The sequence below is a fragment of the Streptomyces sp. NPDC002958 genome (genome assembly GCF_055563255.1).
Window position 1 is genome coordinate 62,455 of the sequence record NZ_JBVHDS010000026.1, and the last position, 16,361, is coordinate 78,815.

10 protein-coding genes and 8 pseudogenes are annotated in these 16,361 nt (G+C 68.9%); 12 read left to right on the forward strand and 6 right to left on the reverse strand.

Annotation, left to right across the window (positions count from 1 at the left end; translation table 11 throughout):
* Positions 1-59: 59 nt before the first annotated feature.
* The 6 genes and pseudogenes from ACZ3IC_RS29090 (at position 60) to ACZ3IC_RS29115 (ending at position 4,794) form a co-directional block, all read left to right on the forward strand.
* Positions 60-1,046: a JmjC domain-containing protein gene (locus ACZ3IC_RS29090; protein ID WP_467420919.1), complete on the forward strand. Its 987-nt coding sequence runs from the start codon at positions 60-62 to the stop codon at positions 1,044-1,046.
* Positions 1,043-2,383, forward strand: a complete 1,341-nt coding sequence (locus ACZ3IC_RS29095; RefSeq protein WP_467420921.1) for an MDR family MFS transporter — start codon at positions 1,043-1,045, stop codon at positions 2,381-2,383. Before ACZ3IC_RS29090 ends, ACZ3IC_RS29095 begins: the two co-directional genes overlap by 4 nt.
* On the forward strand, positions 2,380-2,505 hold the full coding sequence (locus tag ACZ3IC_RS29100; protein WP_467420922.1) for a hypothetical protein: 126 nt from the start codon (positions 2,380-2,382) through the stop codon (positions 2,503-2,505). Before ACZ3IC_RS29095 ends, ACZ3IC_RS29100 begins: the two co-directional genes overlap by 4 nt.
* Positions 2,505-3,956 (forward strand): YcaO-like family protein, encoded by a 1,452-nt coding sequence (locus ACZ3IC_RS29105; protein WP_467420925.1) that lies wholly within the window; start codon positions 2,505-2,507, stop codon positions 3,954-3,956. The genes ACZ3IC_RS29100 and ACZ3IC_RS29105 overlap by 1 nt, the downstream gene beginning before the upstream one ends.
* Before the next feature lie 98 nt (positions 3,957-4,054).
* Positions 4,055-4,189 (forward strand): annotated as a pseudogene (locus tag ACZ3IC_RS29110) (transposase); the annotation flags it as partial.
* 125 nt (positions 4,190-4,314) lie between these two features.
* Positions 4,315-4,794, forward strand: coding sequence for a hypothetical protein (locus ACZ3IC_RS29115; protein ID WP_467420927.1), 480 nt, complete (start codon positions 4,315-4,317; stop codon positions 4,792-4,794).
* A gap of 194 nt (positions 4,795-4,988) precedes the next feature.
* On the opposite strand, the pseudogene ACZ3IC_RS29120 reads toward ACZ3IC_RS29115, so the two are convergent.
* Together ACZ3IC_RS29120 and ACZ3IC_RS29125 are read right to left on the reverse strand one after the other, a co-directional pair.
* Positions 4,989-5,243: pseudogene (locus ACZ3IC_RS29120) on the reverse strand (leucine zipper domain-containing protein); the annotation flags it as partial.
* A 1,187-nt stretch (positions 5,244-6,430) separates the two neighbouring features.
* Positions 6,431-6,795, reverse strand: a pseudogene (locus ACZ3IC_RS29125) (transposase); the annotation flags it as partial.
* Between the two features lie 127 nt (positions 6,796-6,922).
* Here ACZ3IC_RS29125 and ACZ3IC_RS29130 point away from each other — a divergent pair.
* The gene (locus tag ACZ3IC_RS29130) at positions 6,923-7,309 is read left to right on the forward strand and encodes a hypothetical protein (RefSeq protein WP_467420929.1); all 387 of its coding nucleotides are present in this window, start codon (positions 6,923-6,925) and stop codon (positions 7,307-7,309) included.
* A 19-nt stretch (positions 7,310-7,328) separates the two neighbouring features.
* On the opposite strand, the pseudogene ACZ3IC_RS29135 reads toward ACZ3IC_RS29130, so the two are convergent.
* Positions 7,329-7,788: pseudogene (locus ACZ3IC_RS29135) on the reverse strand (transposase); the annotation flags it as partial.
* Between the two features lie 148 nt (positions 7,789-7,936).
* Positions 7,937-9,994 (reverse strand): serine/threonine-protein kinase, encoded by a 2,058-nt coding sequence (locus tag ACZ3IC_RS29140; protein WP_467420932.1) that lies wholly within the window; start codon positions 9,992-9,994, stop codon positions 7,937-7,939.
* 168 nt (positions 9,995-10,162) lie between these two features.
* Between ACZ3IC_RS29140 and ACZ3IC_RS29145 the strand changes: the two are divergent.
* The 5 genes and pseudogenes from ACZ3IC_RS29145 to ACZ3IC_RS29165 all read left to right on the forward strand — a co-directional run.
* Positions 10,163-10,516, forward strand: a pseudogene (locus ACZ3IC_RS29145) (IS6 family transposase); the annotation flags it as partial.
* A 1,021-nt stretch (positions 10,517-11,537) separates the two neighbouring features.
* Positions 11,538-11,699 (forward strand): annotated as a pseudogene (locus tag ACZ3IC_RS29150) (helix-turn-helix domain-containing protein); the annotation flags it as partial.
* A 510-nt stretch (positions 11,700-12,209) separates the two neighbouring features.
* Positions 12,210-13,797 (forward strand): annotated as a pseudogene (locus ACZ3IC_RS29155) (AfsR/SARP family transcriptional regulator); the annotation flags it as partial.
* A 261-nt stretch (positions 13,798-14,058) separates the two neighbouring features.
* A complete protein-coding gene (locus tag ACZ3IC_RS29160) occupies positions 14,059-14,310 on the forward strand; it encodes a hypothetical protein (protein ID WP_467420933.1) in 252 nt (83 codons plus the stop codon).
* Positions 14,289-14,360: pseudogene (locus tag ACZ3IC_RS29165) on the forward strand (hypothetical protein); the annotation flags it as partial. The gene ACZ3IC_RS29160 and the pseudogene ACZ3IC_RS29165, both read left to right, overlap by 22 nt.
* A 266-nt stretch (positions 14,361-14,626) precedes the next feature.
* On the opposite strand, the gene ACZ3IC_RS29170 reads toward ACZ3IC_RS29165, so the two are convergent.
* Both ACZ3IC_RS29170 and ACZ3IC_RS29175 read right to left on the reverse strand, forming a co-directional pair.
* Positions 14,627-14,851, reverse strand: coding sequence for a hypothetical protein (locus ACZ3IC_RS29170; protein ID WP_467420935.1), 225 nt, complete (start codon positions 14,849-14,851; stop codon positions 14,627-14,629).
* A 318-nt stretch (positions 14,852-15,169) separates the two neighbouring features.
* Positions 15,170-15,808 (reverse strand): hypothetical protein, encoded by a 639-nt coding sequence (locus tag ACZ3IC_RS29175; protein WP_467420938.1) that lies wholly within the window; start codon positions 15,806-15,808, stop codon positions 15,170-15,172.
* Between the last annotated feature and the right edge of the window lie 553 nt (positions 15,809-16,361).

Sequence of the window (16,361 nt, forward strand, 5' to 3'; positions counted from 1 at the left end):
TTAATGTTGCCTGAGTGCGAAAAGGCTACAAAGGCAACAGGCTGCACGGGGGGGCGACCGTGATCGCAGGAAGTGTCACCGGTCCCGACATCCACGACGCCGGCTCCGCCGACTGCGTCCCGGAAGACGGGCTCAAGGGGCTGATCAGGCCCCTCGGTGAGGAAGTCTTCCTCACCGGACACCTCGGGGCGCGGCCGATGCTCTGCCGCGGCGAGCCGGGGCGGTTCGACGGTGTCTTCGGCTGGGACGATCTGAACGCGATTCTCGAATCCACCCGGGTCGACGCCTCCCGGATGCACCTCGTCCGGGCGGCGCGCGGCATGAGCGTCACCTCGTGCTCCGAGCTCGTACCCCAACTGGCACCCCGAGGGCGACCGTTGAGGATCCGTCCCGAGGCGCTGGCCGGCACCCTGGCCGACGGCGCCACGCTCGCAGTGGACGGGGTCGAGGAGTTGCACCCTCCGCTGCGGGCGCTCGTCCGCCGGGTGGAGAACAGCCTGCGCAACCTCGTCCAGGCCAACCTGTACGCGAACCTGGGCGGAGCTCCCCAGGGCTTCGAGACCCACTGGGACGACCACGACGTGATCATCCTCCAGGTCGCGGGGAAGAAGAACTGGGACCTGCACCCGCCGACGCTGCCCCACCCCGTCGGCGAACTCACCCGCCCGCCGAAGCCACAGCCCTCGGAGACCAGTTGGTCCGGGACGCTGAGCGAGGGCGACGTCCTCTATCTGCCCCGCGGCTGGTGGCACACGGTCCGGGCGGCCGACGGACCGTCCCTGCACCTCACCCTGAGCAGCCGACTGCCCTCCGCCGCGGACCTGCTGCGGCTTCTGCTCCGGCGGCTTGCCACGGAGCGCCCGGTGATCCGACAGGACCTGCCCCGGTTCGCGGACGCGGCGACGGCGGACCGGTGGTACGCCGACCTGCGGGCGGCGCTCGTCGAGGAAATCCAGGAACCGGGACTGCTGGAACGGTTGGGCAAGGAGGCGGGGGAGAGGGCCCCGAGGCGCCCGGTGTTCACCCTGCCGAAGTCTCCCGAGTGACCGCGTCGCCGGGGATCCGACGGCTGCTGCCCACGTCGGCGAGAGGCCTGCCGGGCACGTTCTGGTGGATCTGGCTCAGCATCCTGGTCAACTGGACGGGCGGGTTCGTCGGCCCACTGCTCACCCTCTACATGACCTCGCAGCGGGGCTACTCGGCAGCGCACGCCGGTGCCGTCATCTCGCTCATCGGACTCGGCGGCGTGCTGGGCACGATCGGCGGCGGCAGCGCTGCCGACCGCTTCGGCCGCAGGACCACCCTGTTCGCCGCGCACTGCTGGACCGCGGTGTGCATGACCTCGCTCGGTCTGGTCCAGGAGGGCTGGGCGATAGCGGTCGCCGCCTTCGCGATGGGAGCCGGCTCGGCCGCCGCCCGACCCGCCATGCAGGCGGCGCTGGCCGACGTCGTACCTCCCGAGGACAGGCAGCGCGCGTTCGCCCTCAACTACTGGGCGCTGAATCTCGGTGTGGCGGTCTCCTCCGTACTGGCCGGAGTCATGGTCACCCACGGATACGTGCTGATCTTCGTCGCGGACGCGGCGGCCACGGCGTTGTGCGCGGTCCTGGTCTTGGCGAAGGTCCCGGAGACCCGGCCGCGCACAAGGACCCGGACCGGTGGCAGGAGTGCGGAGGCGACGCCACGACGGAAGGGCGCGCACGGCGGCTCGGTATGGAAGGACCGCCCGTTCCTGGCGTTCTGTCTCGCCGCCCTGCTCTTCGCCTCCGTGTTCCAGCAGGGGAGCACGATGCTGCCGATCGTGGTGGCACGCGACGGCCACGACCCGACGGTCTTCACCTGGCTGCACGCCCTCAACGGCGTACTCATCGTCACCCTGCAGGTGGCCCTGACGCGGCTGGTCCGTGAGCGCTCCAGGGCCGCGACACTGCTCGCCGCCGCGCTCCTGCTGGCCGTGGGGTTCGGCCTGATGGCCTTCGCGGACAGCGTGATCGCGTACGCCCTCTGCGTAGTCATCTGGACGTTCGGCGAGATGCTGCAGGCACCGGCGGGCAGCTCGGAGGCCGCCGACCGTGCGCCGGAGCACCTGCGCGGCCGGTACCAGGGCCTGTACGGCACCGCCTGGACCGCCGCCGCCTTCCTCGCACCGGCAGGAGGCGGGCTGCTGCTCGACTCCGGCGGTCCCGGGGCCTTGTGGGGCGTGTGTGCCGCCCTGGCCCTCCTCGCCGGTCTCATCTGGGCCTGGATCACGGTCCCGGACCACAAACTCGCACGCCACGAGTTCCGCTCGGGCGTGCATACCGGGGACGGCTCCCCGTCCCCGGCCGGCTCTCCCGCCCGGGAGAGTCATTCGGATATCGAGTTGAGAGGACAGCCATCATGAACTCTTTCGAGATGGAAGAGCAGGACGAGCAGTTCGTTCTGAACAACTGCGTCGCCGCGTACTTCGCCGACGAGAACGAGGAGTTCGTCGTCGACAACTGTGTTGCGGCGTACATGTCCTGATGGCCGAGGGAAACCTTCGGGCGACCGACCGGGGCACCCTCGTGGTGCCCCGGTCGGGCCCGGCCCCCGCACCCGTACCGTCCGCACCCGTACTGCCCGCACTCGAATTGCCCGCCGATGTCGTCACGCGCCTGCGCGTCTTCCGCGGGCCGGGGTCGACTCCCTCCACCCTCCGGCTGGCCGTCGCGGACATCGCGGACCGTACGCGGACCACGCCCTGGCAGGCGGACCGGCAGGCCTTCGGCATGTCGTGGACCAGCGCCGAGCAGGCGAGCCGCGCGGCCCTGGGCGAAGCCGTCGAGCGCTACTGCGGCACCTGCCCGCCGGACCCCGTGGCGCTGGTCCACGGCAGCCACCGGGACCTTCTCCGCCGCGGCCTCGACGCCCTGGACCCCGCCCGGCTCACGCTCTACTCGCCGGCCCAGTACCGCCGCCCGGACTTCCCCTTCGTCCCGTTCCTGCCCGACACCCCGGTCCACTGGGTCCGCGGCAGGTCCCTGACACGCGACGCGGACGTGTACGTCCCCGCCTTCGCCGCGTACACGCTCTGGCGCCGCATACCCCACCGGCACGAGGAGGCCCGGCACGCCTTCCCCGTGATCGGCGGCATAGCCGCCGGCACCGACCTCGAACACGCCATCCGCTCCGGACTCGAAGAAGTGGTCGAGCGCGACACGGTGGCCATTTGGTGGGCGAATGCCGTACCGCCGCCCCGCCTCCCCGTCACCGAGTCCCTCCGCCGGCTCATCGGTCCGGCACTGGACGACTTCGAGGTCGAGCTGACGTACCTGGAGAACCGCTTCGGCCTGCCCACGATCGGCGCGCACGTCCGCGGCAAGACCGAAGGCTGGCTCACGATGGGCTTCGCCACACGGGCGGGAAGCGCGCAGGACGCGGCGTCCAAGGCCCTGGCGGAGGCGTTCTCCCTCCAGCTCACCTGCCGGACCCTGAACTCCCCCGAAGCCCTGGCACGCCTCTCCGACGGCTACCGCGACAGGGACAGCCCGCTGAAGCCGTGGCGTCCCGACTCCTCCTACCTGGACGCCTACCGCGCGGACGGCCGGGACGCCGTGGAACTCCTGTGCCACCAGCAGCTCTATCTCGACCAACGCGCTGCACAGCGCTCCCTCGCCTGGGCCGCCACCGGGCCGGACGGCAACTGGGACGACATCCCCGCACTGCTGTACGCCCCGCCCTCGCCCAGTACCTTGCGGGCGAGCATCGAGGCGGCCGGACACGAGGTGCTGTACGTGGACCTGACGACCCTCGAGGCCGAGGCGGCGGGGATGAAGGTCGTACGGGTCATCGTCCCGGGCACGGTCGGCACGGCACCGGCCGCGTACCCCGCGCTCGGCGGACGACGCGTGCAGGATGTCGCGGTGGACCTGGGATGGCGCGCAACAGCCCTGCCCGAGGACCGGTTGAACACCTTCCCGATCCCCCATTCCTGAAGCCGCCCCGGGCGGTGCGGGCCAGGGCCTGTCCGGCGGATCAGGGGCGGACAGGCCCTAGTAGCAATACCGGTGACTTTGCTGGCGCTGGCTCGTCCCGCGCCCGCGTCGAGCACGTCTTCGCCCGCGTGAAGACCTGGAAGATCCTCCGCGACTGCCGTCTCAAGGGCGACGGCGTCCACCACGCCATGCTCGGCATCGCCCACCTCCACAACCTCAACCTCGCCGGATAAGTGAACGGCCGCGGACTGACCTCCGCAGCCTCGGGGAGAAGCTGTTCGAGGAGGCGTACGACTGGGCACGCCCGCTCACCGACGCCGAATGCCTGCGCCGCAACCTGGTGGGCCTGGACGTGAACATGGCGTTCGCCGCCGGGGCGAACGGGCTGATCGTCGGCCTCGGCGCGCCGACGCACGTCAAGCAGCCGGTGTTCGACCCGAAGCTCCCGGGAAGCTGGCTGATGGACCTGTCGCACGTCGACCTGTCCCGGGTGAAGGTTGGCAAGGAGAGGTGGGCGGAGCTGGACGCCAGCCTGCTGCCGAGCCCGTTCACGCCGAAGGGCGAGCGCCCGGAGGGGCCGGCCTGGTACGCGACGCCCACCGTCGCCTACGCGCTGGAGCTCGGCTACGACGTCGCGCCGATCGAGGCGTACGTCCCGCGGCGCCGGTACGACAACGGCCGCTACCTGGACGGCTGCGCGACGCCTACCTCGCCACGATGGCCGACCTCGGCGTCGACGCGGACCTGTCACCGGCCGACTTCCTGGCGGCAATGGACAGCTACCGGCAGCGAGACCCGGAGCTGGCGATCGTGGTGTCCGCGATCAAGGCGACGGTGAAGGGCGGCCTGGGGAAGCTGCGCGAGCACCCGCGGGGCGAGGGGTGGCGGCCCGGCGAGCCGTGGTGGGCGCTGTCCCGCCCGACGTGGCGTCTGCCATGTTCCGCACGAGATCTATGCACGGCTGCTGCATGGAGCGACTACGCCCACGCTGCTCACTTGCCCGTTTCCCCTCCAGGGGAACGATGTACGCGCCCTGGTGGTGCGGACCTTGATGATCCTGCGTTCGGTGCGGGTCGGGGTCCGGCGCGGGCTGCGGTGCGGGCGGCTGGAGCGGTCACTCATGCCTGCCTCGCCCAGCTCGCGGTAGCGGCCGGCCCATCGCTGAGCCGTTGTGGGTGAGACCTGGAAGCGTTCGGCGGCCCGGCGCAGGGTCCAGCCGTCCTCGACGACGCAGCGGGCCAGGCGCAGGCGCCCGGTCTCGGTCAGGGGTGCATTACGGTGAGGCACGAGGGCCTTTCTGGTCGCCGGTGCAGATGTCGCAATCCACACCAGGCCAGAAGGCCCTCACCCATTTCAAGATCAATCAGCCGTGAACCCTGTCACCAACCTCCGTGGACAGAACACCTAGCGGGCTCTACCCCGAGTTCGCCCGGCGTGACGGCTTCGGCTACGGGTCACTCCCGCTCGCGCGGGCTCTACATCTTGCCCTGGCCGAGCTGCTTGGTGATGGGCGGGTCACTCCCACTCGCGCGGGCGCTACACGATCACGGCCGCCGCGTGCGCGCTGGAGTGCGAGTCACTCCCGCTTGCGCGGGCCCTACCGTGGTCGACACCCTCCATCTGCTCGGGGTGGCGAGTCACTCCCGCTCGCACGGGCTCTTCAAGAAAGTGCGGGGCCGTTCGGCCAGGACGGTTGGGTCACTCCCGCCCGCGCGGGCTCTATACACTGCCTCGCTCGCAGATCCAGCGCAGATACGGATCACTCCCGCTCGCGCGGGCTCTACGGTTTCGGGAGAGGGAATTCAGCGTCGCCCGCTGAGTCACTCCCTACTCGGCGGGCCTGCTGCGCCATGTTGTCGGCCGAGAGTCATTCCCGCTCGCGCGGGCTTTACCTGCTCCTCCTGGGCGGGTGTGCCCCCACCGACGAGTCACTCCCGCTCGCGCGGGCTCTGCAGGAAGATGCGGGGCCGTTTGGTCAGGGCGGTTGGTTCACTCCTCTCGCAGGCTTTCTCCAGGCGCGGTCCAGCAGGTGCCGCTCGTCCGCGAGTTGCTCCCGCTCGCGTGGGCTCTACGGTTGCCCAGAACTCGGCGCGCCGGTGTCGAAGGCGGGTCACTCCCGCTCGCGCGGGCTCTGCAGCCGGCCCAAGGCGGCGTAGGCAGCGTGGGACGGGTCGCTCGCGGACTCTACTCACCCACCGCCAAGGGTGCCGTCGAGCGGACCGGGTCACTCCCGCTCCCGCGAGCTTTACCGCCACAACCGTCAGCAGGCAGACATGAACAGCGAGTCACTCCCGCTCGCGCGGGTGCTACGAGGACCCGACGGACATGGTCGCCTCCGCCAGCGGGTCACTCCCGCTCGCGCGGGCTCTACGGCCTGGTCATTCTGGCACGCGTTGCCTGTCATTTGCTCGTGACCGGCCAGGAAATGATGCCACATCAGGGGTTGAGCCCGTATGGGGATAGACGGGCAGAGCGTGGCCGCGTTTGCCCAGCGCGCCGCAGTACATCCGCGCCACCCCCGGCGAGTTGTAGCCGTCCTTGGGAAAGCCCACGTCATCGATGGCATACGCCTCGGGAGAGATATGCGCCGCAGCCCAACGGGCCAGCCGTTCCCGGACCTTGGAATAATCCCAGGTCGAGGAGGAGACGAACTGCTGCAGCTGCTGGTGGTCCACGCCCAGACGCTCGGCCATCGGCTGCATCGACTTGCGCTTGCCGTCCAACATCAGCCCGCGCAGGTACAGCTCGCCCTTCGCCCGCTGATCCCGCCGGGCCAGCGGGCCAGCGGGCCAAGCATCTCGGCGGCGAAGGCCTCCAGACGCGGCCGGACCTCTTCCATCTCCTCAGGTGTCACACCTGAAAGAAGATCACAACCTATCCGATAAGGATCACTTGGGGCACCTAACAAAGCCCTACTAGTGCTGTGACCGGAAACGATCACCGGGTTGGCCTGCGATGATCGGTGAATGAGCGAGCATGAGTGGCAGGCGTTGACCAAGTCCGAGGAAGCGTTCATGGTCAATTCGTATGAGATCGACATCCTGGCCGGTGTCTGGGGAGATCTCGACGATGCCGATCAGTCCCGGCCCGTGAAGGAGCTGGCAGGGATCTTGCTCACCCTCATCGATCGTGGATGGATCGAGGTTCGTCGAGTCGCGCCGTGGACGTCCCCGTCAGGCGAGGAGGGCTTCCAGCCCGGGGAGCTGGTGCCTCGTGATCAGCTTCCGGCGGTCCTGGAGGACGCGTCCAACTGGGAGTACCCGGATGGCAGCTGGATCGGTGCAGTGACCTTGGTGGAGACGGAAGCGGGTAAGAAGATCACCCGTCGTTCTCCCGAGGAGATGGCCGAGTAGACCGCCGTGGTGGGGATCCTCAGTCCGCTGCTGCCAGTGGTCGGCCAACCCACCGGATGCCCCTCTCGCTGCGGACGCGGGCGCGTTCGCGTCGTTGGGCGGCCAGGACCTCGGGGTGGCGTGCGTTCTGGCTGCGCCAGCACAGGCAGCGGTGCAACTCCCGTGTTTGCACGGTGTGGTTGGGGTGGTTTGAGTTGGCCAGGGTGAACTGCCGCAGCGGCCCGAAGTGCGCCTCGATCGGGTTCGCCCAGGACGCGTTCGTCGGGGTGAAGCACAGCTCGACCTTGTTCCGGGCCGCCCAGCGCAGGATGCGCCAGTTCTTGTGGGCGGACAGGTTGTCCAGGATCACGTAGATCGGGGCGCCGTCCGGACGGGCCGCCCGGATGCTCTTGAGTGCCGCCCACGAGGGACCGATGCCCTTGCGGCGCCGGTTGACCCCAGAGGGTGTCGTCGCCGACCGAGTAGCAGCCGTGGAAGTAATGGAAATACGTCGAGCCGTACCTGCCGATCGGCGAGTGCGGTCCGTACCCCGCTCGGCTGCGGGAGCAGTTGAGGGTGTGATCTGGAAGTGCAGCATCAGGCCGATGCCGACGACCATCAGACCGGCCGCGGCCCCGCCGGGTCTGCTCAGCTCTCCGGGCACACCTTCGGGTCCAGATCGGGGACGCCCGGCGTGGGCTTCTTGAGCAGGGAGGCCAGATTCTTCTGGTACATGGAATTCCACCCCGGCGTGTCCTCAAGGATCGCCGTCACCGCCGAGCACACCTTCTTTTTCAGGGCCGGCGTCCCGGAACGCATGGCCACACCGTATTTCTCCGTGCCGTCGATGGGGTCCAGCATCTCGACCGTGTCCGACTGGGCGTAGCCCGCGAGAACGGCGTCGTCCGAGGCCACTGCGTAGACGTTCGTCTTATCGCTCAGCAGCTGCTTCAGGCAGTACTGGTAGGTGGCCGGCAGCGGCTTCATTAGGGTGAAGCCGAGCAGGGGAAGGTCCGTCTCGTAGGTCGAGCCGTCGGCGGTGCACACCTCCACCTTCTTGGTCATCAGATAGCTGGAGTCCTTGATCTCCCCGTGCTTCACCGAGTTCTTGCGCACCAGGAACCCCCGGCCCGCCTCGTAGTACGGGCCGACGAACTCGATCTCGGCGCTTTCCCTCATGGTGTACGAGGCGATGACGAGATCCACCGCCTTCCTCTTCAGGTGACTGTCCCGGTTCCCGGACGTGACCTCGACGAACTTGACGTCCTTGTCCTCGTATCTCAGGTCCCGGGCGACCTTGTAGGCCATGTCGATGTCGAAGCCCGCGTACTTCCCTTCGCTGACCTTTCCCTTCCTCAGGCTCAGCCCTCGCTGATCGGCCTTGACGCCGATCTTCAACTGGGGATGGGCCTTCTTCCACTCCTTCCATGCCTGTGTCTCGGCGTCGCCACCCCGGCCGTCCGGGCTGGCGGCACCGCTGGCCTTGTCCTTGTCCTTGTCCTTCCCGCCCGAGCCGGCTCCGTTCGCCACGAGCCAGCCGGCGGTGGTCAGCAACGCCACGGCGAGAGTCACCGCCACCGCCCTCTTCGCGCCCTTCCGGGAGCCTGACCGCGGGTCCTTCTTTGGGGCGGCCGGGAGAGCGGAGGCACTCGGGGGAGCCGGGGCGAACGCGGGCTCCGGTGTGGGCTCGGGTGCGGGCACGGGCTCCGATTCGTGCTCCGGCGGCTGCATCGCGGCCCCGGCGGGGGCGGCGTTCGACGGAGCGCCCAGCACCTCGCGCAGCATGCTGTCCGCCGTGGACGTGTCCAGGCGCTCGTCGGGATTCGTGCGCAGCAGCCCCTGGATCACCGGGGCGAGGGGACCCGCGTACCGCAGGACCGGGTGCGGCGACTGCTCGATGTTCGCCTGGACCTCCCAGGACTCCCTGCCGCCGAAGGGAAGGCTGCCCTCGACCATCTCGTACAGCGTGACCCCCAGTGCCCACAGGTCCGAGGCGGGGGTGGGGCCGCTGAAGAAGAGTTCGGGCGCCTGGTACGGGGGCGTGCCGATGACGTTGCCGGACCGGGTCAGCGGGGTGGCTCCCTCGAACGTCGCGATCCCAAAGTCCACCAGGACCACGTGCCCGTCGTCCCGGACCAGCACATTGCCCGGCTTCACGTCGCGGTGGAGGACTGACGCCGCGTGCACCGCCCGTAAACCCTGGAGGACCTGGTGGCCGATGTCCGCCGCCCTTGGCACGGCGAGCACCCTCTGCTCGTGCAGCAGATCCGCCAACGACCCGGCGTCGAGCAGCTTCATCACGATCCAGACCTGGTTGTCGGTCTCGACCTGGTCGTGGACCGTCACCACGTTCGGGTGCTCGATCTTGGCTATGGCCTCCGCCTCCCGGCGTGCCCGCTGCATCGCCGCGGCTTGGGAACCAGCGGCCACGGCGTTCCGGTCGAGCAGACCCTTTATGGCGACGAACCGGCGCAGCCGCCGGTCGTGGGCCTTCCACACCTCGCCCATGCCGCCGCTGCCGATCGGTTCCACCAGCTCGTAGCGGCCCTCGATCACCGCATGCGGGTGGTCAGGCGTGGACGAGGCTCCGTGAAACGGTGCCGTGGGCCATTGCTGAGCCGCCCCGGAGCCCGCCGGCTGAGGCGTGCTGCCCGCCCACGGTCCGCCGGAGCCACTACCGGCTCCGGCCCTGTCTTCGCCTTGCATGCGCCCCCCTCGAAACCTGGATTCAGACCACAGTAGATGCTCGGTCCGAAGCGGGCGTAGAGCAATGAGATGTGGCGGTGGCGAACAACGCGCCCCGCGGGCGTTGTTACGTTGGCTGACCGGTCTGGGATGATCTTGGAGTTGATCGTGCCGGGGAGGAGTCCGCTCGTGTCGTCCGCGTCGCCGTCGTACAAGGGGCACCGGTACCGGGTGGGGGTCATCTCCCATTGCGTGTGGCTGTACTTCCGCTTCCCGCTCAGCTTCCGCGAGGTCGAGGAGCTGATGCTCGAGCGCGGCGTGATCGTCTCCCGCGAGACCGTCCGGCGCTGGTGCGCGAAGTTCGGGCAGGCCTGCGCCAACGGCTTGCGCCGGAAGCTGCCCCAGAACGGGGATAAATGGCACCTGGACGAGGTCTTCATCGAGATCAACGGCGAGCTGAAGTACCTGTGGCGGGCCGTCGACGCCGACGGCGACGTGCTCGACATCCTTCTCCAGAACCGGCGGGACAAGGCTCTTCAAAGAGCTGACCGCAGTGCTCGATGAGCCCCCGCTCTGGAAGCGGCCACGGAAGCCGAAGAACGACCGTGAGAAGAAGGAGGAGCTGCGCAAGCAACGGCGCCAGCTCCAAGGCGCCGGGCGGCGCCGCTTCTTCGCCTTTTTCGCCGGGCAGTCGCACTGGCCACACTCCCGGCAGAACCGGATCGGTAACGCGGCCGCACGCGGCGATGCCCGCGTTCTGCCCCGGGTGCGGCATCCGCCTGGCTGTGGTGACGATGCGCACCCGGGGCCATGGCTATTCCGGTCGGCGCCCTCGGGAGGGCACCGACCGGAGACGGGTCTCACGCGGCAACGTGATCGCGCCTGGGGTTCCTGATTGCCTCGGTGGAGCCCGCAACTCTCAGGAGGGGTGCATCTACGCTGGAAAGAGTGCCGCTTGGCCTTGAATGATTGATGAACTCCCTTGCGGGCGATTGGGATAATCCCTGCATCTAAAAACTTTCTAACGGGCGATAAGTCTGCACCTGGGTGCGAACCTGCTGCTCAAGGCTGGGATAGCTGTCAGCGTTGGTGCGGAACCGGCGAGCAGGAGCGTGGACACGCGCGCATCAATCGAGTTGGAGGGTATCCCCGAGATAGCGAGCCTGGTGACACGATGCAGATCCGATCGGTGTCGGCAAACGCCGATTGGATGCAAGGACTTGGAGCCCGCAAATCGCTCTCGCGCGCTGCGACGCGTGAGGGCCTCTTGATCTCAGGAGGCATGACCATGTCACATCTGCCTGTTCCGGCCCGCTGCGTGGTGCACGGCGAGCCCTGCCGTAACCGGCCCTCCACAACCGACGCCGTGGTCATCGTGGTGATCGCCGTGCTGGCGTGTGGGCTATCTATGAAGGGTCTGGACCTGTCGTCGGTCCTGGCAGTGCTGAGCGGCGCTGGAGCGGTGGCAGCAGGCACACTGATGGCCGTGCAAGGAGGAAGTGGGAGGCTGGGTCACAGGTTGGCCCGAGCCGTGCACGCAGTCGCCACGGCCTGAGAATCGTTGGTGGGGCGCAAGGAGAGGCCGATTGCCTCGTCGAACAAGGCACTGGTCGCGTTGGCACAATGGCTGCGCGACCAAAGATCGGCCCGCGGATTTTCGTATGCAGATCTGGCTACCCGTGCCGCATGCCATGCCACGACCCTTCAACGGGCGGCATCAGGTCGGTCGATCCCCAGCGCGCAGAGCGTACGCATGTATGCGCGGGCTTGTGGTGCGTCGGAGAACAAGGCGATGGAACTGTGGCAGCAGGCCCGCATCCGCAGCTTCCGCAGCACCGCGCGAAGTTCGCCCAACCCGCTGACCATCGATGGCATCGGCACGTTTCAAGCCGGGCTGCGCACTTTGTATGAGTTGGCCGGCTGTCCGTCGATGCGTGAGATGGAGAGGCAAGCTGGTACGGGCTGTCTTCCGCACAGCACAGCACACCGCATCGTGCGGAGCCGGACCGTGCCACGCGATGTTCATCAGCTGACGGGGTTTCTGAGAGCATGCTCGGTTGGACCAGCCGAGCATCCGTTGTGGATCGAGGCCTGGCGGCGCGTGCTCGGGCAAGAAACACCCCCCTCGCTACCCCCACCGCCAACAAGACCGGCAGGTGTGGAACTGGTGGCGGTGACGGCGAGACCTGAGGGGCGCAGGAGTGACGAACCTGTCGAGGTGGCACCAAAGTGTGCAATGCGAGCGCCAGGGCTCCAATTCTCCGTGCTCGGTCCGGTACGGGCATGGCGGGGCGGCGAGGCGCTGCCGTCCGGTTCACCCCAGCAGCGCGCCCTGCTGACCGCGCTGCTCCTGCGTGGCGGCCGCACGGCCACGGCCTCCGAACTCATTGATGCCATCTGGGGTGAGGAACCGCCCTCGCAGGCGCTGGCTGCGGTACGCACGTACGCCTCCCGGCTCCGGAAGGTCCTCGACCCGCAGACGCTGGTCAGCGACGCCGGCGGGTACGCGATCCGGACCAGGCGCGACGCCCTCGATCTCACCGTGGCCCAGGAGCTGGCGGCCGAGGCGGAGAAGGCCCGGGCCGGCGGCGACCGCACCCAGGCCCGCTCCCTGTTCAACAAGGCGCTCGGCCTGTGGGACGGCGAGGCCCTGGCCTCCGTGCCCGGCCCGTACGCCGAGAATCAGCGCACCCGTCTGGAGGAATGGCGGCTCCAGCTCACCGAAACCCGCCTGGACCTGGACCTGGAGGTCGGCTGCCACGCGGAGGCGGTCTCCGAGCTGACCGCGCTCACCGCCGCGCACCCGCTGCGCGAACGGCTGCGCGAACTCCTCATGGTCGCCCTGTACCGCAGCGGCCGCCAGGCCGAGGCGCTCGCGGTGTACGCCGACACCCGTCGGCTGCTCGCCGACGAACTGGGCGTCGACCCGCGCCCCGAACTCTCCCAGCTCCAGCAGCGCATCCTGCAGGCCGACGAGGAACTGGCCCGCCCGGCCGACGAACCCGCCCCGGCGGCCGCGCCGGTCCGCCCGGCGCAACTCCCCGCCACGGTGCCGGACTTCACGGGCCGCGCCTTCTTCATCCGCGAACTGGGCGAGCACCTCGCCACAGCGGAGGGCTCGGTCATGGCCGTTTCGGCGCTGGCCGGCATCGGCGGTGTCGGCAAGACGACGCTCGCCGTGCACGTTGCCCACCAGGCCCGCCGGCACTTCCCGGACGGCCAGCTGTACGTCGACCTCCAGGGCGCGGGCGCCCGCGCCGCTGAGCCGGAGACGGTCCTTGGCGCGTTCCTGCGCGCCCTGGGCACGGCGGACTCGGCGATCCCCGACTCGCTGGACGAACGCGCCGCGCTCTACCGCTCCACACTCGACGGCCGCCGCATCCTGGTCCTCCTCGACAACGCGCATGACGCGGCCCAGATCCGCCCCCTCCTCCCCGGCACCGCGGGCTGCGCGGCCCTAGTCACCAGCCGCGTCCGCATGGTCGACCTGGCCGGTGCCCACCTGGTCGACCTGGACGTGATGTCGCCCGAGGAGGCGCTCCAGCTCTTCACCAGGATCGTGGGCGAGGAGCGCATCAACGCTGAGCGCAATGACGCCAGATATGTGATTGCCGCTTGCGGCTTCCTGCCGCTGGCGATCCGCATTGCCGCTTCCCGCCTGGCGGCCCGCCGCACCTGGTCAATCGCGACGCTGGCAGCACGGCTTGCGGATGAGACCAGCCGCCTGGCTGAGCTGCAGGCCGGCAATCTGGCAGTGCAACCTGTCATCGAGCGGAGCTACGCCTGCCTGGACGCTGAGCGAGCGCGTGCCTTCCAGCTGTTGAGTTCATCAACCAACGTGTTCATATCGCTGCCCGAATCGGTAGGTCTGCTCGATCGAAGCCTTGTCCAAGCAGAGGTTCTGCTAGAAGGGCTGATTGATGCCGGCTTGCTCATGCCCGTCGGGCCAGGCCACTATCAAGTGCACGTTCTAGCCCGGCTCTTCGCGATGACTCTTCGCGCTCCATGACCCCCGCATCGCTACGTCCTCACCGCGGCTGCAGTCGAAGGGGTGCGCCCCGCTGGGTGCACCTGGTGGTGGTGTGGTGACGCGCCCACACAAGGGCTGGGGCGGCAACGGCTCCGGCCAGCTCGGCGACGGCACCACCACCGACCGCCCCACCCCCGTCACCATGGACAACGTGGCCCACGTGCGCTCCATCTCCGCCGGCTCCCACCACAGCCTCGCCCTCACCCGCGAAGGACGGTCAAGAGCGTCGGCGCGAACAACTCCGGCCAACTCGGCGACGCCACCACCACCAACCGCAGCAACGTCACCACCCCGGTCAGCGGTTTGAGCAGCATCTCGCTGATCGCCGCCGGCCACGCGTTCAGCATCGCCGCCTGACCCGCACCACCCTTGACCACTGCGGCCCGCCCCCACCCCGGCGGGCCGTAACGGCATCCTTGCCCGGCTCCGCGCCCGCGTCGTTGACCGGTAGGCGCCCAGCCGAGCTGCGCCGGATGGTCCGAGACGGGTATGGCGATGCCTGCGCTGGACATGTTCCGTGCGGGCATCGCCATTGTTCCGTCAGGCAGCCCACTCCAGCCCGAGGTTGGAGAGCGTGCTGAGCTGGTCCTCGGTGAGCCGGTCTCGGCGCGTCTTCTGGTTGCTCAGAAATACGCCCAGCCGTACCGATGTGCCATCGGGGAGCTCTTCAAGAGCCGGACGGTGGTACCCGCGCCCTCATCGCCGACCACGATGCTCGTCCCGTCCGCGCCCAGCGACTCCGGTATGTCGGCATCAGTGGCATAGCCGGTACGCGTCCCGCAGGCCGCAAGGGACAGTCCCAGCACGGTGGCGATCGCCATTGCCTGAATCGCACGCTTCACCAGCATGAATGCCCCTCCCCCGTGGCGAATGGCCCGGACTCTGAGCCAGAACCCGAGAACCGGTTCTGGCTCAACTTCTGTGGTGATGGGCCGGCGGTCAGTGGGTCCGGTCGGCGCAGTCGGGAAACCCGCAGGTCAGAGAAATGGTCCGGCGCGGAGATGGGCGGGTAAGGCCTGGCATCACGGAAGTTGTGCCAGAACCCGAGAACCGACAGCAGATGTTCAGCAGTTTCGACAGCACGCCGGCGCACTCCGTGTTCGACAGGGGTACCGGGTCCGAGCTCCGACTTCTGGCCACCTCGCGGTGGCGGCCGGTTCATTGAGTCAGGAAGCCTGAGAGGTCCCGTTGCCGGACGAGGTGCGGGCGAACCAGGTTCGCGCCTCGTCGTCGGACAGGACGCGGGTCAGCTCGGCCGTACCCGGGAGATAGGGGAAGAACCGGTCGGCGTTCCAGCTGCGTTGGTACAGCGGTTCGTCCAGCACGAGCAGACGGTATCCCTCCACCACGGGGATGTCGTCGGGCAGCCCCTCGTTCCAGATCCGTTCGCCGTCCGGGGCGAGGAGTTCGAAGGCCCCGGTCGCGACGGCCTCGGCGCGTTCTCGGGCGGGCTCGGGGTCCGTGGCCAGGCGGACGCTCTCAGCCGAAGGGGCGGTACCGGGCACGTGGCCGCCGCCGACGAGTACGTGGGCGAGCAGCGTGTGCAACTGGAAGTTGTCCCCGATGCCGCCGATGCGTACCTCGAACCCGCTCCCGGTGGGCCGGTGCAGCACGACCAGGGGCTCGTCGTCCAGGACCGCCAGCGCGTAGGCCAGGCACTTGAGGTCATGCCGCTCCAGGGCTGCCAGGTCGCGGCAGGCGGGGAGGAGCGTGGATGCGTGCCGACGGCGCACCTCTGTGCTGCGGCACAGTACGGCCAGCGCGGGCGGCTGCCATTCCTCGACCGAGCACCAGGCCAGCGCCAACCGCGTGGTCTCGTACGCGTCGCCGCCCAGGCGGGCCAGCAGCGCATTATCGATGATCTTCTCGTCGGGCTCCGGTAGTTCGTCGGCGGCTCCGCCGGCGGCGGTCCAGCGGCGGGCGAACTCCAGGGCGTCGAGCAGGTCTCGGTGGACGCCGCCGAGGATCGGCTCCGCGCAGGCCGCCGGGTCTGCGCCGCTCTCGACGCAAAAGCCGGCCGCCGATGCCAGGAGCGGGCGCGGGCCGGTGGGTGGGAAGGCGGGGGAGCAGCGCGGCCAGCCGGGGCCCCGCCAGGACGCGTTCGGTGTTTGTCGCCTGCTGCAGAGCCTTCAGCGCGGCGGTGAAGGCATGTTCGGTGCGGGCACCGTCGCGAGCGTCAGCAGCCTGCTCCAGCTCGGATATGACGGCGCCGAGGTCCGAGGCCTTCTGCTTCCTCTTGAAGATCACTGGCACACCTTATGTGCAACACCGTTGCGTTTGGCCCCTGAGCTGTACGTCAAGCCCTGCTGAACAGCGCAACGGGACCACCTGATAGATCAACGATCGGCGAAGAAAGTC